This is a genomic window from Pigmentiphaga sp. GD03639 (assembly GCF_029845405.1).
In the GTDB taxonomy this organism is placed as follows: domain Bacteria; phylum Pseudomonadota; class Gammaproteobacteria; order Burkholderiales; family Burkholderiaceae_B; genus Pigmentiphaga; species Pigmentiphaga daeguensis.
This window is the reverse complement of record NZ_JAOCLR010000039.1, coordinates 1-20,847: the sequence shown is the minus strand read 5'-3', so window position 1 is coordinate 20,847 and position 20,847 is coordinate 1. Positions and strand designations below refer to the sequence as shown.

General features: G+C 66.2%; 17 protein-coding genes and 2 pseudogenes. 11 read left to right on the top strand and 8 right to left on the bottom strand.

The genetic code is table 11. The features are described 5' to 3' along the window. The first annotated feature begins 1 nt into the window (after position 1). From N5K27_RS25940 to N5K27_RS25890, 11 genes and pseudogenes are all read left to right on the top strand, one after another. The gene (locus tag N5K27_RS25940; RefSeq protein WP_031633938.1) at positions 2-907 is read left to right on the top strand and encodes a TPM domain-containing protein; all 906 of its coding nucleotides are present in this window, start codon (positions 2-4) and stop codon (positions 905-907) included. 1 nt (position 908) lies between these two features. Further along, positions 909-1,406: a TPM domain-containing protein gene (locus tag N5K27_RS25935; protein ID WP_003121538.1), complete on the top strand. Its 498-nt coding sequence runs from the start codon at positions 909-911 to the stop codon at positions 1,404-1,406. A gap of 25 nt (positions 1,407-1,431) precedes the next feature. Continuing rightward, a complete protein-coding gene (locus tag N5K27_RS25930) occupies positions 1,432-2,793 on the top strand; it encodes an MBL fold metallo-hydrolase (RefSeq protein ID WP_023087275.1) in 1,362 nt (453 codons plus the stop codon). After that, positions 2,790-4,273: pseudogene (locus tag N5K27_RS25925) on the top strand (thymidine phosphorylase family protein). Before N5K27_RS25930 ends, N5K27_RS25925 begins: the two are co-directional and overlap by 4 nt. Then, on the top strand, positions 4,270-5,169 hold the full coding sequence (locus N5K27_RS25920; protein ID WP_003090267.1) for a ribose-phosphate pyrophosphokinase: 900 nt from the start codon (positions 4,270-4,272) through the stop codon (positions 5,167-5,169). Before N5K27_RS25925 ends, N5K27_RS25920 begins: the two are co-directional and overlap by 4 nt. A 53-nt stretch (positions 5,170-5,222) precedes the next feature. Further along, entirely contained in the window at positions 5,223-5,867 is a 645-nt protein-coding gene (locus tag N5K27_RS25915; RefSeq protein WP_003121541.1) for a DUF6629 family protein, read from the top strand. Continuing rightward, the gene (locus N5K27_RS25910) at positions 5,864-6,118 is read left to right on the top strand and encodes a hypothetical protein (RefSeq protein WP_009516033.1); all 255 of its coding nucleotides are present in this window, start codon (positions 5,864-5,866) and stop codon (positions 6,116-6,118) included. The genes N5K27_RS25915 and N5K27_RS25910 overlap by 4 nt, the downstream gene beginning before the upstream one ends. Continuing rightward, the gene (locus tag N5K27_RS25905) at positions 6,115-7,146 is read left to right on the top strand and encodes a hydroxyacid dehydrogenase (RefSeq protein ID WP_279820259.1); all 1,032 of its coding nucleotides are present in this window, start codon (positions 6,115-6,117) and stop codon (positions 7,144-7,146) included. The genes N5K27_RS25910 and N5K27_RS25905 overlap by 4 nt, the downstream gene beginning before the upstream one ends. Positions 7,147-7,232: 86 nt before the next feature. Beyond that, positions 7,233-8,765, top strand: coding sequence for an AarF/UbiB family protein (locus N5K27_RS25900; RefSeq protein WP_213155071.1), 1,533 nt, complete (start codon positions 7,233-7,235; stop codon positions 8,763-8,765). 27 nt (positions 8,766-8,792) lie between these two features. After that, complete coding sequence (locus N5K27_RS25895; RefSeq protein WP_003121545.1) at positions 8,793-9,848, top strand: type II glyceraldehyde-3-phosphate dehydrogenase; 1,056 nt, start codon at positions 8,793-8,795, stop codon at positions 9,846-9,848. Next, positions 9,845-11,107 (top strand): MgtC/SapB family protein, encoded by a 1,263-nt coding sequence (locus N5K27_RS25890; RefSeq protein ID WP_213155056.1) that lies wholly within the window; start codon positions 9,845-9,847, stop codon positions 11,105-11,107. Before N5K27_RS25895 ends, N5K27_RS25890 begins: the two co-directional genes overlap by 4 nt. A 161-nt stretch (positions 11,108-11,268) precedes the next feature. On the opposite strand, the gene N5K27_RS25885 is transcribed toward N5K27_RS25890, so the two are convergent. From N5K27_RS25885 to N5K27_RS25850, 8 genes and pseudogenes are all read right to left on the bottom strand, one after another. Then, positions 11,269-13,698 (bottom strand): xylulose 5-phosphate 3-epimerase, encoded by a 2,430-nt coding sequence (locus tag N5K27_RS25885; protein WP_213155057.1) that lies wholly within the window; start codon positions 13,696-13,698, stop codon positions 11,269-11,271. Positions 13,699-13,804: 106 nt separating this feature from the next. After that, positions 13,805-15,133, bottom strand: a pseudogene (locus tag N5K27_RS25880) (cyclopropane-fatty-acyl-phospholipid synthase family protein). 154 nt (positions 15,134-15,287) lie between these two features. Beyond that, entirely contained in the window at positions 15,288-15,740 is a 453-nt protein-coding gene (locus N5K27_RS25875; RefSeq protein WP_009516039.1) for a MerR family transcriptional regulator, read from the bottom strand. A 217-nt stretch (positions 15,741-15,957) separates the two neighbouring features. Next, positions 15,958-17,091: an acetate/propionate family kinase gene (locus tag N5K27_RS25870; RefSeq protein WP_213155058.1), complete on the bottom strand. Its 1,134-nt coding sequence runs from the start codon at positions 17,089-17,091 to the stop codon at positions 15,958-15,960. A gap of 295 nt (positions 17,092-17,386) precedes the next feature. After that, positions 17,387-19,054, bottom strand: coding sequence for a DUF3141 domain-containing protein (locus N5K27_RS25865; protein ID WP_279820251.1), 1,668 nt, complete (start codon positions 19,052-19,054; stop codon positions 17,387-17,389). 8 nt (positions 19,055-19,062) lie between these two features. Beyond that, positions 19,063-19,362, bottom strand: a complete 300-nt coding sequence (locus N5K27_RS25860; RefSeq protein WP_003090284.1) for a heavy-metal-associated domain-containing protein — start codon at positions 19,360-19,362, stop codon at positions 19,063-19,065. 18 nt (positions 19,363-19,380) lie between these two features. After that, positions 19,381-19,707, bottom strand: a complete 327-nt coding sequence (locus N5K27_RS25855) for a DUF2933 domain-containing protein (RefSeq protein WP_279820248.1) — start codon at positions 19,705-19,707, stop codon at positions 19,381-19,383. Between the two features lie 585 nt (positions 19,708-20,292). Continuing rightward, the coding region (locus N5K27_RS25850) for a DDE-type integrase/transposase/recombinase (RefSeq protein ID WP_279820246.1) at positions 20,293-20,847 on the bottom strand (555 nt) is incomplete at its 5' end.

Sequence of the window (20,847 nt, the reverse complement as noted above, 5' to 3'; positions counted from 1 at the left end):
CATGAGAACGCCCAGAACAGCGGTGCTCTCTCCGGCGGCCCCTCTTCGGCTGGCCCACGCTCTGGCCTGGCTGCTGCTGAGCCTGTTCCTTTCGGTCGCGTCCGCGCAGGAGTTGGTCGCCGTTCCCCCGCTGCAGGCGCGCGTCACCGATCTCACGGGAACGCTCGCCGCCGATCGTGTCGCCGCGCTGGATGCGCAGCTTCGGGCCTTCGAGCAACGCAAGGGCGTGCAGATCGCCGTGCTGATGGTCCGCTCGACGCGGCCCGAACCCGTCGAGCAGTACGCCCTGCGGGTGGTAGAGCAATGGAAGCTCGGCCGTCGCAAGGTGGACGACGGCGCGTTGCTCCTGGTGGCGAAGGACGACCGCACCGTGCGCATCGAAGTCGGATACGGCATCGAGGGTGCGCTGAGCGACGTGGTGTCGCGGCGCATCATCGACGAGGTGATCACGCCGCGCTTTCGCCAGGGCGATTTCGACGGCGGCATCGCCGCAGGCGCCGAACAGATCATGCGGGTGGTCGATGGCGAGGCCCTGCCTGCGGCGGACCCACGGCGGCGGGGGCAGACCAACGACATCGGGCGGGCCTGGCCCTTCCTGTTCGTCGCGGCCCTGATGCTGGGCGGAGTGCTGCGCAACGCCCTCGGCCGCCTTCCAGGCTCCCTGGTCACGGCTGGCGTGCTGGGTGCCGCTGCGTGGCTGTTGGTGGGCACCCTCGCGGTGGCCGCGGTGGCTGGACTGGCGGGATTCCTCGTCACGCTGCTGGGCATCGGCATGGGTGGCCACGGCGGCATGCACGGGCGCCACCGGGGAGGCGGCTGGCCGGGCGGAGGATTGGGCGGTGGTGGCGGTGGATTCCGCGGCGGCGGCGGCGGCTTCGGTGGCGGCGGCGCGTCAGGACGGTGGTGAGATGAACATGCAACGACTTCTTCGCCACCTTGCGACCACGGATCGCGCAGTCCGCCGCGCCTTCCCCCCGCGCGCGCTAGATGCGATCGAGCAGGCCATCCGCACGGGAGAGTTCCAGCATGGGGGCCAGCTGCGCTTCGTGGTCGAGGGTGCGCTGGACGGATCGCCACTGTGGCGCAATCAATCGCCGGGTGAGCGGGCGCTGGACCTGTTCGCACGCCTGGGTGTGTGGGATACGGCGCACAACAGCGGCGTCCTGATCTACGTGCTGCTGGCCGACCGGGCCGTGGAGATCGTGGCCGATCGCGGCATCCATGCCTGTTGCGGTGCCGAAAGGTGGTCGGCTGTGTGCCAGCGCATGGAAGCCCAGTTTGCGCAGGGACGCTTCGAGGCCGGAGCCCTGGAAGGCATCGTGGCCGTCAGCCACCTGCTGGTGCAGCACTTTCCGCGGGGCGCGGACCACGGCAACGAGTTGCCGGATCGGCCGGTCCTTCTTTGAACGACAACATCCTTGGAGACCTACCATGCAACTTCAATTTCTGGGTGCCACCGGCACCGTGACCGGTTCCAAATACCTGCTGCGCCATGGCGACGCGACCATTCTGGTGGACTGCGGCCTGTTCCAGGGATTCAAGCAGCTGCGCCTGCGCAACTGGGAGCCGCTGCCGGTCGCGCCCAAGACCGTCGACGCGGTCGTGCTCACCCACGCCCACATCGACCATAGCGGCTACCTGCCACTGCTGGCGCGACAAGGCTTTCGCGGCCGGGTTTACTGCACGTCCGCGACGCACGAGCTGTGCAAGATCCTGCTCACCGACAGCGGCCATCTGCAGGAGGAAGAGGCGAAGTTCGCCAACCGGCACGGTTTCTCCAAACACCAGCCCGCGCTGCCGCTGTACACCCGTGAGGACGCCGAGCGCTGCCTGAAGCTGTTCGCGCCACGTCCGTTCTCTCAGGACTTCGAGGCGCTGCCCGGACTCACCGCGCGGTTGACGCCTTCCGGGCACATGCTCGGCTCGGCCTTCGTGCACCTCAACGATGGCCGGCGATCCGTGCTCTTCTCCGGCGACATCGGCCGGCCTAACGACCCGGTGCTGCGCCCGCCGGTGCAGGTCCCCGGCGCCGACTACCTGCTGGTGGAATCCACCTACGGCAACCGCAAGCATGAAGCGTCCGACGCACTGGCGCAGCTGGAGACTGTCATCAACAAGACGGCCGCCCGTGGAGGGGTCGTGGTGATCCCAGCGTTCGCTGTCGGCCGAGCGCAGAGCCTGATGTACGGCATCTACCAACTCAAGAAGCAAGGGCGCATCCACCAGCACCTGCCCGTGTACCTGGACAGCCCGATGGCCATCGATGCCACACGGCTGTACCACGCCCATCGCGACGAGCACCGGCTCTCGCCCGAGGAATGCGAGGGCATGTGCCATGCCGCGAAGATCGTCAACAAGGTCGAGGAGTCCAAGGCGCTCAGCGCCGGTCGTGGACCGATGGTCATCATCTCCGCCAGTGGCATGGCCACGGGAGGCCGCGTGGTGCACCACCTCAAGTCATTCGCGCCCGACCATCGCAACACCATCCTGTTCGCCGGCTACCAGGCGGGCGGCACCCGTGGCGCCGCGATCGTGCACGGCGCGTCCACCGTCCGCATCCATGGCCAGGACGTGCCGATCGGCGCCGAGGTGGCCTCGCTCGACAACCTTTCCGCCCACGCCGATGCCGACGAGATCCTCGCGTGGATGCGCGGCTTCACGCAAACACCGCGCCGAACCTTCGTGACCCACGGCGAGCCGGAGGCGGCCGATGCGCTGCGCGCGCGGATCGACCATGAACTGGGCTGGTCGGTTGCCGTGCCCGAGTACCTGCAGACGGTGGATCTGGTATGACGGCGCACCTGCACGAGACCGGCACCGGCACCGGAGAGGATGGCGTGAACACGCTGCAGGCGTGGCGCACCGGCATCGACACCCATCAGGAGCCGGTGGTCTACATGCGGCGCGACTGCCCTGTCTGCCGGTCGGAGGGTTTCACGACCCAGGCGCGCGTGCAGCTGACGGCCGGCCGCCGCAGCATCGTGGCGACGCTCAGCGTCGTCGATGGGGATTGGCTGGCCGAGAACGTCGCTGGCCTGTCCGAATCGGCATGGGCGTCGCTGGGGGCGCAGCCGGGCCAGCTGGTCACGGTGACCCATGCACCGCCGCTGGATTCGCTCAGCCATGTCCGGGCCAAGGTCTACGGCAATGCCCTGGGCGATGCCGAGTTCAGCGCCATCATCTCCGACGTCGCGGCGGGCCATTACTCGGACCTGCATCTGGCCACCTTCATCACCGCCTGCGCCAGCGATCGCCTGGACCTCGCGGAGACCGTCTCGCTCACGAACGCCATGATTGGCGTCGGTGACCGCATCGATTGGGGGCGCCCGCTGGTGGTGGACAAGCATTGCGTCGGCGGCCTGCCCGGCAACCGCACGACCCTGCTCGTGGTGCCCATCGTGGCCGCCTGCGGCCTCACGATGCCCAAGACCTCCTCGCGCGCCATCACCTCGCCGGCCGGGACGGCCGACACGATGGAGGTGCTGGCGCCGGTGAACCTGGATGTGCCGAGCATGCGGCGCGTGGTCGAACGCACGGGCGGCTGCATCGTCTGGGGCGGCTCGGTACGGCTCAGCCCCGCCGACGACATCCTCATCCGCGTCGAGCGGCCGCTGGACCTGGACAGCGAGGGCCAGCTCGTCGCCTCGGTCCTGTCCAAGAAGGCCGCCGCGGGCTCGACCCATGTGCTGATCGACCTGCCCGTGGGTGCCACCGCCAAAGTGCGCAGCGCGCAGGCCGCGGCGGCGCTCGGTCGGCGCCTGCAGGAGGTGGGCAGCGCCATCGGCCTGCACGTGGCCTTGCGCGTCACCGATGGTGAGCAGCCGGTCGGCCGCGGGATCGGCCCGGCACTGGAGGCCCGCGACGTGCTGGCCGTCCTGCAAGGGACGCCCGAGGCCCCGGCCGACCTGCGGGAGCGAGCGTTGCGGCTGGCGGCGGACATCCTCGAAATGGGCGGTGCAGCGCCCGCCGGCGGCGGCCTGACGCTCGCCACGCAGGTGCTGGCCGACGGCCGCGCCTGGGCCACGTTCCAGGCGATCTGCGCTGAGCAGGGCGGCCTGCGCAGCATCCCGGTGGCAACGCATCGGCACACCGTCGCATCGCCGTCCACGGGACGGGTCTCCCGAATCGACAACCGGCTGCTCGCGCGGGCGGCCAGGTCGAAGCGGGACAGCCGCTCTTCACGCTGCACGCCCAGGCGCCGGGCGAGCTGGCCTATGCGCTGCAGTTCGTCCGCTCGCGCCCACCGATCTTCCAGATTTTGGAGAACCTATGAAACCTCTCGTTTTTCACCTGCCGGGCGACGAAGACTTCGCCGATGGACTGATCCGGGCGTTGGGCGCGCAGCGGGCTGCCCTGCAACTGCACCGGTTCCCGGACGGCGAGTCGCTGGTGCGGCTGGACGCCGACGTGACCGGCCGCACCGTCGTGATCGTGGCCAGCCTGGCACAGCCGGACGCCAAGGCGCTGCCCTTGTTGTTCGCCGCGGACGCAGCGCGCGACCTCGGCGCCACCCGCGTGTTGCTGGCTGCCCCGTACCTGGCGTACCTGCGTCAGGACCGGCGCTTCAACACGGGCGAAGCCATCACGTCCCGCACGTTCGCTGCGCTGGTGTCGACGGTGTTCGACGGTATCGTCACCGTCGATCCCCATCTGCACCGCTACCGCTCGCTCGGCGAGGTCTACCGGGTGCCGACCCGTGTGGTCCAGTCCGCGCCCGCCATCGCGGCCTGGGTCGCAGCCCATGTGGACCGTCCCGTGTTGATCGGACCCGATGCGGAAAGCGAGCAATGGGTCCAGGAAGTCGCGCGCTTGGCTGGCGCGCCGTTCACGGTGTTGCAGAAGATCCGCCGGGGCGACAAGGACGTGGAGGTCAGCCTTCCCGACACCGCGGCCCTGGCAGACCGCCAGCCCGTGCTCATCGATGACATCGTGTCCAGCGCGCGCACGATGATCCAGGCAATCGCCAGTGTGCGCAGCGTGGGATTGCCGCCACCGGTGTGCATCGGGGTGCACGCCCTGTTCGCCGCCGACGCGTACCACGCACTTCTTGCGGCAGGGCCCCAGCGGGTGGTGACCTGCGACACCGTGCCGCATGTCTCCAACGGCATCAGCGTGGTGGCACCGCTGGCGACAGCGGTGCAGGAACTGATGGAAGCCGGCGCGCCATGAGCCGCTGCGCCGCGCTCGCCATGACGCTCACGATCGAGGGGAGATGACTGCCCATGTGCTTTTCCGCACCCGCCAGTTTCACGGCCGCAGCGGTTCTGCTGGGCCTGGGGACCGTCACCATGCGCCGGGCCCGCTCACGGCGCGAACTGCCGTATGCCGCCATCCCGCTGCTGTTCGGGGTCCAGCAACTGCTCGAAGGCATGCTGTGGCTGACGTTCCCCGACCGCGCGCCCTTGCTGAACGTGGCGCTGACGCATCTCTACTCGTTCTTCTCGCACGTCCTGTGGCCGATCTACGTCCCGCTGGCTGCGCTGGCGCTGGAGAGCGTCCGTTGGCGCCGTCGGGTTCTGGTGGCCATTGCAGTCGCGGGCGCGCTCGTCGGTCTGTACCTGCTGGCGATGCTGGTGAAGCTGCCCATCACGGCCCGCGTGGTCGGCCAGCACATCCTCTACGACTCTCCGCACTTCTACGTGATGACCACGATGGCCCTGTATCTGATCGGCACCTGCGCAAGCCTGATGGTTTCTAGCCACCGGCGCGTGGCGGCTTTTGGGGTGGCCGCCTTTGTCTCCGCAATCGCCGCCTACATGTTCTATGCAACCTGGTTCATCTCGGTGTGGTGCTTCTTTGCCGCTGTGCTCAGCTTCATCGTGCTGTGGCAGTTCCGTGAGCCCCGAGCGAGGCTGGCCGTGCCATGACGAATCCTCCGGCCAGATTCAAGCCCGCACTGGCCTACGCGGACTGCGGCCGCACGCAGGGCCCGATGCGCCGCGCGGCGTTCTTCACGGTTCAGTTGCTCGACGGATTCGAGACCATGCGCGATGCGGTCGCCGGCCGGCTGCCGACGGTATTCGCGCAAGCGGAACTCGCGCAAGGCACCAAGACCGGGCACTTCATCGCCGCGTTCTGCATCCTGTCCCTGCACCGGGTAATCGAGGAGGGCTCATGACCGCACAAAACCGTCTGTCCGTTCTGTTCTCCGACATCGCACCGGCGGACCATGCCGCGCTGCAGCAACGGCTTCCGACCCACTGGCACGCGCACTTCGTCCAGAACGAACGCCTGGTGGTATCCGATGTCGGCGATGAAGACACCGAGGTGCTGTGCGTCTTCGTGCGCACGCGCGTTGACGAATCGGTGCTCCGGTTGCTGCCGCGCGTGCGGCTCGTGGCAACGCGCTCCGCGGGCTTCGATCACATCGACCTGCAGGCTTGCCGCCGACGCGGCATTGCCGTGTGCCACGTGCCGGACTATGGGTCTGCCAGCGTCGCCGAACATGCCTTCGCGCTGCTGCTGGGCGAGGCTCGCCATCTGACACAAGCCCACGAGCGGGCGCGCCAAGGTTCTTTCGCTTACCGCGGCCTCACCGGCTTCGAGCTGGAAGGAAAGACGCTGGGCATCGTCGGGCTGGGCCGGATCGGGCGCCACGTGGCCCGTATCGCCCTGGGCTTCGGCATGGAAGTTCTCGCGTACGACCCGGCCCTCGCCCCATCGCTCGACATCACGGCAGCACCCATCGCCGGCGTCCGCGTGGTGACGTGGGAGCAGATCCTGCAAAGCAGCGATGTTCTGAGCCTTCATGTTCCGGCCACGCAGGCCACGCACCACCTTCTCGATGGGCAGGCCTTCGCGCGCATGAAACCGGGCATGGTACTGATCAACACGGCACGGGGTGCGCTCATCGACGAGGCCGCCCTGCTGCACGCACTGGAGGCAGGTACCGTCGCCGCAGCAGGACTGGACGTGCTGGAACAGGAAGGGGATCTGTCTCCCGAAGTGCCCACGGGCTGCGGCGGACTGGGTTGCGATACCGGCTGGTCGGCATCCAGCCCACTGCTGACGCATCCGCGTGTGCTCGTGACACCGCATGTCGGGTTCAATACGTCGGAGGCGATCGCGCGCATCCTCGACGAGACCATCTCGAACATCGCAGCCTGGCATGCGGGCCGCCTGCGCAACAGGTTGGATGAGCTATGACGCGACCGAACCGCCCCGTTTCCACCGTGCGTCTTGCGGGCCGCCCAACGCAACGCTCGGCGATGCGCCGGGCCACGCAGATCGCTATGGCCCTGAGCGGGTTCCTGCTCTGGGTGGCCTGGCACCGGGGCCTGATGCGCTGCGATACCCACCGGGCGGCCGACCGCTTCGCCGAAGTGCTGCAGCGATTGGGCACGACCTTCGTGAAGCTGGGCCAGCATCTCAGCCTGCGGGCCGACATTCTGGCGCCCGATGCGCAAGAGGCTCTGGCCAGCCTGCAGGCCAATGTGGTGCCGTTTCCTCCCGAGCAGGCGGTCCAGGAGGTCGAGGCGGCGCTCGGCCGCCCATGGCAGCAGGTCTTCGCACGCTTCGACATGCACGCGCTCGCCGCGGCCTCGATCGCCCAGATTCATCGTGCAGCCCTGCCGGACGGGACGGAAGTGGTGGTGAAGATCCGCCGCCCTGGCGCGGCCGAGCAGGCCGAGACCGACATGCGCATCCTGCGCCGCATCGTCCTGGTCATGCAGGGGCTCGTGCCCTCGCTGCGTCGCTGGGGGCTGGCAGCCATCGTGGACGAGGTTGCGGCCAACTTCCGCTACGAGATGGATTTGTCGCGCGAGGCAGCTTCCGTGCGACGTTTCGCCGACGCCTGGCGCGGCTCTGCCGACATCGTGATCCCCGACGTGGTGGACGGCCTGTGCACGCCGAGCGTCATGGTCCAGCAGTTCAGCCACGGAGCTCACCTGCACGGTCTGCCTTCGTCCACCGCGGTGGCGGCCGCGGGCAAACTCGTGGACAGCTACGTCGCCCAGATCTTCCGCGATGGCTTCTTCCACGGCGACCCCCATCCCGGCAACGTCTTCGTGATGGACGATGGCCGCATATGCCTGCACGACTTCGGCATCGTGGGCCGGGTCGACGGCAACATGCGGCGGGCGCTGGTGGCGTTCGCCCTGGCCTTCGTCGAGCAGGATGCCGAATGGGTGGTCGATGCCTGGCTCGACCTGGGCCTGCTCGGCGACGGCACCGATCGGGCCGTGTTCGTGCCTGTCGTGCGTGCCTTGGTCGCAGACTGCGCACAGAGGCCGCTGAAGGACTGGTCGCTCTCAGGTGCTCTCGCGCAGCTCGTGGCGGCGGGCCGGACCCAGGAAGTCCGGCTGCCCAGGGACCTCCTCGTGCTCACGCGTACCCTGTTGTTGCTCGAAGGGACGGTGCGCCTGCTGGCACCCGAGTTTTCCATCATCGAAGCCATCTCTCGCCACACGACCACGGGCGTCTTCGACGAGCCCAAGTCTGCGGCATCGCAGCGTCTGCCCTATGAACTGGGGAACGCGGCCCACGCCCTGCCCTCCCTGATGGCGCGGCGTCTGCACAGCGTCTTGCGGCAGGGTGACCTGCTGCAACTGTCGATCAAGCCGGATGCCAGGATGCTGAGCGGGATCGACCGCCTCGGCCGTCGCGTCGCGCTGGCGCTCGTGACGCTCGGCCTGTACATCGCATCGAGCTTGTTGATGCAGCACGGCGTGGGCCCGCGCTGGGGCGACATGCCGGTACTCGCGCTGCTGGGCTATGCGCTGGCGATCCGGTTCACGTTTTCCATCGCGCGCAGCCGCGGCTGAGGCGCCTCATCAAGCAAGGAGTCAGGCATGAACAAGGTCAGAGTGGCGGTGAACGGATACGGTGTGATCGGCAAGCGGGTGGCGGATGCGGTCGCACTCCAGGAGGACATGGCGCTGGCCGGCGTCGCGGACGTGGTGCACGACTATCGCCTGCAGGTGGCCGCGCAGCGCGCTTTCCCGATTTACGCGGCGACCGCTGAAGCCGCACAATCGATGCGTGCTGCGGGGCTTCCCGTCGCGGGCGATCTGGCCGACCTGCTCGCCAACGCGGACGTCGTGGTCGATTGCACACCCAAGAAGGTCGCCGCGGTCAACAAGAGGGCGTACGACGCTGCCGGTGTGAAGTCCATCTTCCATGGCGGCGAGTCCCACGCGTTGACCGGTCATTCGTTCGTCGCGCAGGAGAACTACGCAACCGCGATCGGCCGCACCTCCACCCGGGTGGTGTCCTGCAACACGACGTCGATCGTGCGCACCCTGGGGGCGCTTCGGACAGCGGGCCTGCTCAAGCGAGCCCGCGGGACGCTGATCCGCCGGGCTTCCGACCCGTGGGAGGCGCATGCGGAGGGCATCATCAACACGCTCGTGCCGGAGAAGACGATCCCCAGCCATCAGGGACCGGACGCGCGCACTGTGATCCCGGACCTGGACGTCGTTACGATCGCGGTCAAGGCACCGCACAACAGCAGCCACCTGCACACTTGGTGGGTCGAACTGACGAGGCCGGCCACGCGCGACGAGGTGCTGGCGGCCTTTCGCGCTGCGCCACGGATCGCGTTCGTGCGATCCTCGGATGGTCTCGTGGCCCTCAACAGCACGGTGGAACTGATGGCCGATCTCGGCCGCCCGCGCGGCGACCTGTGGGAGGTCGCGTTGTGGGAGGACGTGCTTTCGGTCGATGGCGATCAGGCGTACTACACCTACCAGGTCTTCAACCAGGCGATCGTAATCCCCGAGACCATCGATGCCATTCGCGCCTTGAGCGGCATCGAGACCGATCCCCAGGTGTCGATGGCGCGCACCGATGCTTCGCTGGGACTGCAGCGTGATTTCATCCGCGACCGCGTCCAGGTTCGACGATGAGTGAATTCGATGATCCCGCGCTGGTCGGGCTCGGGCTGGCACTCGCTTCGGGACTTCTGATCGGCCTGGAACGGGGATGGCAGCAACGCGAGCGGCCCGAGGGACATCGCGTCGCGGGCGTTCGCACCTTTGCGCTGATCGGCCTGCTCGGCGGCCTTGGCGGGCTGCTGGCCCAGCGCTGGGGAGCCGGCATGCTCATCGCGCTGCTCGTACTCGTCGGGGTGTATCTGGTGGTGGGCTACCTGGTGACGGCGCATATGCATGCGGTGATGGGACTGACCACGTCCGTCGCCGCCCTGGCGACTTTCGCCATCGGGGCGCTGGCGACCAGTGGCGCTTGGCGCGTTTCGGCGGTCGCCGCCGTGGTCGTGCTGGCGCTGCTGCGTTTCAAGCAGCTCTTGCACGCCGGCGTCGGCAAGCTGTCCGAGGCGGAGATCAGCAGCGGCACGCAGTTGCTGTTGATCAGCGTGGTCGTACTGCCCGTACTCCCTGATCGTGGCTTTGGCCCCTATGAGGCGTTGAATCCCTATCGCCTTTGGTGGGCCGTTGTCCTGCTGGCAGTGCTGTCGTTCGCTGGGTTCGTCCTAATGCGCTCGCTCGGCAGGAAGCGAGGGCTAGTATTCACAGCGCTGCTCGGGGGAATCGTGTCGAGCACCGCCACCACGGCCACGTTGGCTCGGTGGGCCGGGCAGACGCCAGGGTGGCGTCCACTGGCAGCGGCGGGTGCGGCGCTCGCGTGCGCAGCCATGTTTGCCCGCATGGCGGCCCTCGTCGCCATCGCGGCCCCCGGCATCGGCTGGGGCCCGGTGGTCATCTTTGTGGCCATGGCCGCAGTTGGCGGTGTTGTGGGGACGTTCCTGGCGGCGTGGTCGTCAGCCGAAGACTTGCCCGAACTGCAACTTGGAAACCCGTTGCAACTGCGCTCCGCGCTACAGTTCGCGGCGTTCTTGGCCACGGTGATGCTGGCAGGCCGCTTTCTTGCCGATCGCTTCGGGGATGCCGGAGTCATGCTCACCGCCGCCGCCTCGGGTCTTGTGGACGTCGATGCGATCACGCTCTCGATTGGCCGTCTGGTAGACGAAGGCGCCGTCACCGCCGCATCGGCCACCCTGGCGTTGTTCATCGCGGCGTCCGTCAATCAAGCCACCAAACTTGTCCTGTTAACGTCGTTGGACGGAAAATCGCTTGCGTGGAGAGTGTTCCCGTCGTATGCGGCAATGGCTGCGGTTGGCTTCGCAGTCGCCTTGGCCCTGACCTGACGGAATGCCAGGGGCAACGGGACAATGGCGGTCTTGCGACTCCAGCATGGGCCGCCGCGACATCCGACCACACCCATTCCACAAGACGGCGACCCGCGGCAGGGCGGTCTGTCGCTGCAGACCGCCGATAAATCCGGTCGCGCCATGTGACCGAAAGGGGTTCAAGCCGGGGCCATCACCACGCGCGGGTCGCCATGCCCCTGCACGGCCGCCAACTCCTCGGCGCTCAGCAAGCTCTGCGGATCGACACCGAGCCCTTGAGCGGCCTCCGCCGCGACGTGCACCCACGTGCAACGGTTCGCGAACAGCATGCCGGCCACATCGAGTGTCCCGCCGCGCGCCTGGTAGCCCAAGGCACGGGTCTGCCGCGCCCCCGTATCGATCCGGCGCATCAGGCCCAGCGTCGGCTCGGGTCGCATGTGCGAGACGATGACGCGCACGGCGGCAGTCTCCGGGAACAGGGCGCGCAAGGCCTGGTCGCCGGCCACAAAGTCCTGCTCGCGTTCGTCGCGGGGTGCTCTGAAGCGGCCCGGCTCGATGACGCAGGTCACTGCGGTCCGATGTCCAGCGGCTTCGAGGCGCCGCGCCGCAAGCAGGGCCTGCTGTAGCTGGTATGCGCCGATGGCAACCAGCAACACGTCGGGGGCGTCGCAGGGCTTCACCACCCAACCACCCTGATCGACCAAGCGTTCGGCCTGCTCGGCACTCAACTGGCTGGCGACGGCCCGCTTGGGAACGACCAGCGTCCAGAACTGGCCATGCGAGGCGTAGGCCGCGCGCAGCGCCGCAACGGCACTGTTGGCATCGACCGGGAACAACACGCGCGAGGTGTCGGACATTTCGCCCAACAGCGCTTCGGCCAGCGTCGGATCCTGGTGCGACTGCTCGTTCTTGCCGTTCTCCCAGGTGTGGGACGTCGCAACCGTGACCACCGACAGCCATCCGGGTGGTGTGCCTGCCTGCGCCTGATGTCGCGCGAACAGGATTTCCTGGCGCAGCGCGCCCAGCATCTTGACGGCAAATGCCTCGTAAGAGACGACCAAGTTGATGCCGCCCTTGTTGCCCAGCGCCGCGCTGACCACCGCTTCTTCGTTGAGCGCCGTGATCACGGCGCCATCGACGGCCTCCGCCAAGCCCGGTTCGGGCGTGAAGACGCGGTGTTTGAGCAGGTCCAATGTCTGGCCCATGCGGTTGCTGCGCAGCTCGTCCGGATTGCCCACCCGCGGACGCAGCTGTGGGTTGGCTTGGACGAGGGCCGCGAAGGCTCCGTCGAGTGCCGCCATTGGCGAGACCTCGCCCTGGCCCGCAACATGCCACTGCGGAACCGGAAGTCTGGGGGCCGCCACCTGGCGGTGCGCCAGGGCATGGTCCCGCTCCAGGGGACGATGCTGCACTTCGTGCCGGCACAGTAGTGCCACCGCTTCGTCGAGTTCGTGCGACGGCACGAAGAGAGCGCAAGCACCCTCGTTGAATTGCTGAAGCGCTATCTGGTCGACCCGGGGGTTCCCCTCCAGCGGCAGGTTGTGCGCGGCATTGGTTCCAGCACCGGGGAAGCCGAATCCCTTGGGCGCTTCGGCGATGGTGTAGTGGAGGGGTACCGGGTACTGAACGGTGCCCTGCGAAACTCCAGCCGCGCAGGCCGACAACCGCTCCTCCATCGCGTGAACGGCCCAGGCGAACGCGGCGGGGTCGGTGCCGTCGATCTCCATCGGGTCGAAGCCGTTCAGCCGCAGATGCTGGTGGAACCATTCTCGGCCCCCCTGCTGCTGCATGGTGCTGCGCTGTTCGATGCGGCGACCGTTGAGGATCATGAACGGAGCCACGAAGCCGCTGTCTTCTGCCCGCCACCAGCGCGGCGCCCAGTCACTGCCACGCTGCTCCTCGAAAGCGCCGTCGCTGAGGAACACCACCAGCCGCTCGCCGGGCAAGGGCATGTGCACGTACTGCAGTTCGGCAAAGCCGAGATAGCCGCCCTCGGACAGACCGCCTGCCGTATTCGGGCCGACGTGGCTGCCCAGCGGCGAGGCGGGACGCCCCTGTGCGTCGATCGCGTAGCTATAGAAATCCCGGGCAAAGCGCGTGAGGCCGCTTTCGCTGCGGTCGTATCTCTCGGCGTGGCGCGGCGTCATGTTGCCCACCAGAAGGTTGCAGGCATCGATGCCCGCGACGCAATGGCCCTGGCCCATCAACCAGCCACGCGTCAACCCACTGAGCGCGTTCGCGGCCAGGTAGCCGACATAGGCCGGCACGATGTTCAGCGACCCACCGGTATGCCCCTCCGGCGTCTCCTTGAAATCCTCGGCTCTCATCCCCCGGCCATCGGGATAGACCCGGTCGGCATAGGTCATGTGAACCGTCAACCACATGCCTGCCACGGCCAGGCGGTCCGCCGCCCACAGCGTGCGATACACCGCGGTTGTGTCGCTCGCCTTGCCTTCGGCAACCAGCACCTGTGCGAGATCGTGGACTCGCAGTTGCGTGAGATCGTTGTGGGTGATGGGGCCGTGGCCGCGCGCCCAGCGGGCGAACTCGGGATCAGACTCGCGGAACACGCGGACGCGCTCGGCGACCCAGGGAAGCTCGTGGTTCATGTGGAAAGTCCTTGAGAGCCGGCACGCAGGTAAGCGCGACGGCGAGATTGGGAAGGCTGGCGTCTGCGATCGTCTTTCGCGCGCCAGCGGCACGGCCATCTAGCGTTCATGGCTGGTGTTCTCCATAAAGATCAGAGCGGGTCAAGGGCACGGGCCAGCTTCCGCCGTCGCGTTTGGACGCGACGATCTGGTAGATCCCAGTTCCCCCGGCCTCGAATTCCAGTGCACACGCCGCCATGTACAAGCGCCAGATGCGGAAGGTCACCTCATCGACCTCCCGCAAGGCCTCCTCCCGGCGCGCTTCGAGCCGCTGGACCCAATGACGCAAGGTCAGCGCGTAGTGGGGTCGAAGACCTTCGACGTCATGGATCTCGAAGCCGGAGCGCTCCATCCCTAGCTGGATATTGCTGACGCAGTCCAATTCGCCGTCGGGGAAGACGTAGCGGTTGATGAACTCGGTCGCGACGGTTCGGTTCCAGCCCTCCTCGTCATGGGTGATCCCATGGTTGAGGAAGAGTCCTCCTGGCAGCAAAACCCGCTGGACCACGGCGTAGTAGGCCGCTAGGTTCGCGAGTCCCACGTGCTCGAACATGCCAATGCTTGACACCTTGTCGAAAACGGCCGTGCCTTCGAGGTCACGGTAGTCGCGCAGTTAAACAGTGACGAGATCCTGCAGGCCCTCCGAGCGGATGCGCTCGCGCGCGTATTCAAGTTGCTGTTGGCTGAGCGTGATGCCGTGCGCACGGACGCCATGTTCTCTTGCCGCCCAGCATACGAGCGCGCCCCAGCCGCAGCCGATGTCGAGCAGGCGTTCGCCTCGCTGCAAACGCAGCTTGCGGCAGATGTGCTCCAGCTTGTTGCACTGAGCCTGGTCCAGCGTGTCATCCGTCGCCTTGAAATAGCCACATGAGTAGACCCTCTCGGCATCGAGCCAGAGGCCATAGAACGCGTTGGACACATCGTAGTGAAAGGAGATCGCGGCCTGATCGGTTTGACGCGAATGGCGATGGGAGAAGCGACGTGCGACGCGCGAGGCCAGACTCCGCGAGGGCTTCAACCCGTCCTGGTCGGACACACGCAGCAGCAGTGCGTCGCGCAACAGGGCCAGTTTGTCGCGCCAAGAGAGCGAAAACTTCTCGAAATGCGCCTTGAGCCCGAGCGCGGTGTACAGGTCTCCCTCAATGTCGATGGTGCCGCGGAAATAGGCTTCCGCCAGCAGCAGCGGATCCGGGCGCAGGACCAAGCGACGCAGCAGTCCCGGGTCACGGATGATCAGGGTGTATTCCGGGTGCGATGCGAGCTCGTGCAAGAGCATATCGCCCAGACGCAACGCCGGCGGGCGCTCGATGCCGGCCAGCAGCCGGCGCAAGATCCGTAGCGCGGCGGCATATCCGTCGGGCGATACGGTTCGATCCCGTGTCGTGAGGTGGCTCATCGGGGGCGCCTCGCTCGCTCGTGTGCAGCGGATGCTGCGAAGTGGATAGACGACTCACACTTGGCGCTGGCGTGATCGGCACGACCACAACCGCTGCACCGCATGTACGTAGAGCGTCGTGATGCCGGGGAATGTCGACGATGATCAGAGCGATTCATGCGCGTACACGACGGGACTTCGCGCGCACCGAATTGCGCTGAACGTCCGCATCCGCTCCTTCGATCAAGCCGCAGACGGAATGGCCATCCGGGACGCCGTCCGGCAACCGCTTCCAGTCGCGCTCTGCCTGCTGCATGCGGCGATGCAAATCCGTCGCCTCCTTCAGCCGCCGGGCCTGCTCGTCAAGCCGTTCGCTCAGCAGCGCCCGCGCGCGCGGACAAGGCGATGCACCGCGCTGGCTCATCTCGACAAACTCTGCAGCGTCCTTGAGCGTGAAGCCGAGGGCCAATGCATTGCGTATGAAACGCACCCGGGCGACGCTTCGATCCGAGAATGCGCGGTAGCCGTTCGTGCCCCGGCCATCGGGCACCACAAGCCCCACCCGAAGGTAGTGACGCAACGTGTCCGGTGTGACGCCTGCCGCCTTGGCGCATTCAATGAGTTGCATCACCATCCTCCAGCAAGGTTGTCTTGAATCCCTTCACTTTCGAGCGAGTTTGAACCCAGGTGCTGCACATGGGTCAAGGGCCCGGTGTCTGAACCGCTCCGTTTCTTCCTTCAACGTGCGGTTGGATGGGCAACTGGACCATCTTCGGAGCGAGCATCAACGGGCGTGGCTCCCGGCCCGGAGGACGACTTATCGTGGTCTTGTCCCAGTTCATTGCCTATACCAAACCACTTGCCTGGTCATTCAGCGCTCGGAACGTCTCACGCGCGATCGCTAACTGCTCGCGTGCTTGAACCACCAGCACGGCGACGGCGGATCGGGATGACTGCAACTGGGCGACTTCAGTGTTGGGCGAGTAGGCGCGATTGCGCTCTTCGTCTAGTTCCAGGCCGATGAACTCCAGGCCATCAACGATGCGCCGACGCAACGCGGCCGAATTTTCTCCAGCTCCGCCAGTGAAGGCCACAGCATCGCAACCGCCCATCGCGGCGGCGTAGGCGCCGATGTACTTGCGCACGCGGTACGCGTGTACCTGCAATGCCAGTTGGGCGGCTGCGACTCCTTCTCCCGCGCGCTTCTCCACAATCCGCAGGTCCGAACTCTCACCCGACAATCCTTTGAGTCCACTGTCGCTGTAAAGCGCCGCCTCGATCTGCGCCAACGTCAAACCCAGTGCGCGTGCGACGAAGCCGGGTACGCCAGGGTCGAGGTCTCCACAGCGCGTGCCCATCACAAGACCTTCAAGCGCGGTCATTCCCATCGATGTATCGATCGACCTTCCTCGATCGATCGCGCAGACGCTGGCGCCGCTTCCAATGTGGCAGCTCACGATACGAAGTTCTGACGGCGGCCGTTTCAGCTCGGTGCTGACGGCTGCCAGTACACCCTGGTGGGACAGGCCATGGAAGCCGTATCTCCGTACCCCTGCCGCGCGCCACGATGGCGGAACAGCATAGGAATGGGCGTATTCGGGCATGTCGTCATGGAAAGCGGTGTCGAAGACCGCGACGTGGCGCACGCCGGGCCAACGCTCACGGGTCAGGCGTATGCCGGCCAATGCGCCAGGATTGTGATGCGGCGCCAGAGCCGAAGCCTTGCCGATCTCGCGTTCGACTTCTTCATCCACGAGCACCGCGTTGCTCAACAGTGGGCCACCGTGTGCGACGCGGTGACCAATGCCATCGAGCGTTGTGACACCCGCCCTGTGCAAGTGCCGCTCGATCTCCTCGAAGGTCGCAGCATCCACCGCAGGATGATCAATCGCCGAGTCGATCAATGGCAAGGTACGAGCCGACTCGAAAACTCCGAACTTCAGGGTCGCACTGCCGGCATTGATGGCGAGGACGCGCATGTCGGAGCTCCGTCAGCGCCGGTCAGTGCCGACGTCGCCGCCATTGGCAACGTTCATCAGATCGAATTGCCAAGTTTCGCTCGGCGCTAGCAGCACGCGAGGCCGCCGATCAGGCCCATGCTTCCGATGCTGTAGCGCCGTTGCTGGCGTGGTGATACGGGAGAATCCAACTTTGATCCGTGCCTGGACGACGCTGAAAAGCGGAATCGGCCGTGGCAGGCGCATCGCCTCCGACAAGGAGCGTGCTGCTTGCGACCCGTGAGCGTCTCTTTTTGCAGCCACAGCGGAGGGTCGTTCAGTTGGCATAGGCCTGCTCGAACACAAGCTCAGCCCACAGGTCCCGGCTCTTGCGCCATGATTCCATGGCCTGCCCAATCGCGTCTGCACCAGTTCGCTCAAGCTGATACCAAGGATTTTCGACCCGATGGGGATCCTGCGCACTCCACTGCTCAAGCCATCGTTGCACCCACGGCAGCAGCGCCAGGGCCGGGGTCACCTGCTCGGACCAGACCTTGCGACTGACGCGCATGGGGTGCAGCGCGCGAAGTTCACGAGCCGAGTCGGGGGTGACGGCGAAGCGGACCCACGGCGACACCAACTGCGAATAGAAGCGCTCGGTGATCTCCGAGAGTGCTTCGACCTTGTCGAACCCCGCCGGGTTTGCGTCGTAAGGCAGGTCTTCCAGCCGCCGCGGCTGGAACTGCGCAGCGGCGGCCGACTCCGAAGAGGCGCTGTCCTCCAGAACCATCTCGTAGAGTCCAGGCTTGAGTGCCTGGATCGATTCGGCATGATGCAAGATGGCGCGGTGCTCGCGTCGCGCCACCCCCGCGGAGACGAAGATGCCAAGGTGGCCAACATGTTGGTGCAGCAGGTACACCACGCGCTGGCCTGCCGCCACCAGGTCTGCGGTCGTCGGATATACCGCTTTGAGCCAGCCGAGCGCCTGGTGGGGCGGTGTGATGTTGTCGCCGTTGGAGCAAAATACCACCAGCGGTGCGCCAATGCGGCTGAGATCCGCGCGGCAGTGGCCATCGACCACGACCTCGCCGCTCTCCAGGTGATTGCCTACGAAAAGATCGCCTGCGATCGACAACATTTCCTCGCGTGCAAGCTGGTAGAAGCCATTCCACCAACGCTCGAACTCCAGGAAGCGATCGCGCTCAGTCTCCGGCTGCGCGAAGAGCGTGTCGTATTTCTTGAACACGCCCTCGGGCCGCAACGCCTCGAAGTTCTGGACCAGCCAGGCACCGTCGAATCGTCCGGCGCCGAGGTCCGACGCCCAGTGCGCCGGCCAGATGCCGCCCGTGAACCCACCGAGCAGCCGCATGGGGTTGATGCCTCTCTCGCCTGCCCAGTACGACAGCGGCGAGCCATTGAGCACTGCCAAGGCGGCACGGTGCTCGCAGTGCGACAGCGCCAGCGTGATCGCCCAACCGCCTTGGCAGTTGCCGTAGACGATCGGGGCCTTGCCTCGGTGGCGCTTGGCCACCATGTCGATGAATGTGGCCAGGGTCTGGACGACTGCGCCCATGGTCTGGCCCTCGACGGGCTCCGGATCGAACACTGCGAAGTACACGGGATGGCCTTCGAGCAGTGCCATGCCAACTTCAGAATCGCGTTTGAAGCCGCCGATGCCAGGGCCATGGCCGGCGCGTGGATCGACCACCAGCACCGGCGCGGCGCCTTTGCGCACATGCTTCTCCAAGGCGTCGGTGCCACAGCGAGTGACACGCAGGAGCCGGTAGTTGCTCGCCGGTTGCAAGTCGTGGCCGTCAGCCACCTGCTCTGACTCGAAGTGGAGCAGCGGCGGCATACCCGCCGCTTCGTGTTCGGTCATGTTGTTGGCGCGCTGTCTCAGCGCTTCGCCGGACGCGACGGTCCGCCACAGCATGTCGCCCCAGTAGGCAGCAAAGAGCCCAAGCGGTGCGGCGGCGATACCCTGGGAGTTCGTGCGTGCGTCCATGGCGTCGATCAGCGGCAGCAGCAGCCGCCATGCCCCTTTGAACGGGCAGCGGCCGGCGCATGGGAGGCACCGGCACCCGCCGCAATGCCCGGCGAGGAATCAGCGGATGCCTCGTAGCCCGCGGCAGCTAAGGCCGCGATCAGCTCAGGCGTCTTCTGGGCCGTCTGGTCGCCGGTGACACTCGCTGCGCCGCGAGCGAGATCGACATGCACGTCTTGCACACCAGCTACGCGCTTGAGCGCCTTGCTGACCGAGTTCGCGCAGGAGGCGCAGGTCATGCCGGCAACCTTGAGTTCGATGGTTTCCATGATGATGCTCCGGTGGTTTCAGTGGTGGTGCCCGGACTGGCCGACGGATTTCGGGCGGCTCCGGTCGTCTGATTGGCGCGCAGGCGAACCCTCTTCATCGCCCCGAGGCGGCTGATCTTGATGGTCATGACCGCCATGTGCGCCGTGACTGCCATGGCCGAAGATGTGCATCAACGGACAGGCGAGGATGAAGAGGAAGGGAGGCAGTTGCAGAAGATGGGCGTTGTGGCGGTAGAACATCCAGGCAACGGCGGCGGCGAGGCCGAGCCACAGCAGCCACTGGTTGATGCGAGACCAGTTCGGGCCGTTTCCTGTGCTCTTACTTCGATCGGGCGGAATATTCATGGCAATGCTCCTTCGTGAAGTTGACCCTTGTCGATTGGCGAGATTCCCGCATTCGAGTGCCGTGCAGGGCGCTGATCAGGCCCATCCATAAAACAGGTATGCCAGAAAAATGGGGCTGAACACCGGAGATTTCCATGGCCCCGGGCTAAAAAGTCCTCGATATTTCTGAGCATGATCGACCCGTGCCAAATGTGGCTTGTTAAGCTCAGCATAGAGCTGAGGTAAAGGCAGTACCTTGATCTTGATCAAAAAGATTCTCTGTACCCAGCTACGGGGTACATACCCCGCGCAGCGAACCAGCAGACCAGCTCACCTCAGGGGCTCAGCGCACACCGCCAAGTGAGCGCGCGACAGATGTGCCGAGCAGGCAGACGTTCGGCACCGATCGGAGGCTATCTACGAACGGTGACCGGAACTGTGACCGGATCGCGGCCGAGCAAAGGCCCTCGCGCGCGGTGTGGACGTAGCGATGGGCTACACAAGCGCATGATGTCGGCGCCTGCCGCTAGGACTGGGCACGTGGCAGTCACGGAGAAAAAATGTCCCGCTCGCGTAGCAACGTGGCCGGCCGGGTAGATCCCAGAATCAGGCAAAGAGATACGTGTCGGGTCCCGGATGATTCCTCACTGACTTCTGAAACAGATGAGGATGTGATTGCTGCCAGCGTTTCATCGCCTGGATCGGCGCCTCATGGTTGAGGGCTTTCTGTGGCAGGTGCTGGTTGTACAACCACACGTAGCGCAGCAGCGTTTTCTCCAGGTCCTCTGCGCTGTTGAAATGATGCGAACGCAGCACCTGCTCAATCCGGCCGTTGAAGCGTTCGACCATTCCGTTGGTCTGCGGCGTACGAGGCCGTGTCAGGCGGTGTTCAATGCCCAGAGCCTGACACAGCGCGTCGAACTCATGCTGACCACTTGCTTCCTTTACTCGCTTGCCAAACAGCCGGTCGGTGAATTCCTTGCCGTTATCGGTCAGAAGCGTGCGAATCCGGAACGGCGCAGCGCGCGTCAGCGCGTTCAGGAAGGACTGTGCAGCGGCTGCCGTCTTGCGGTGCTTGATTGCCACGAACACCCAGCGCGTAGCGCGGTCGATGGCCACGAAGACGTAGCGCCGTGCGCTCTCGTCAGCCATCTGCGGCAG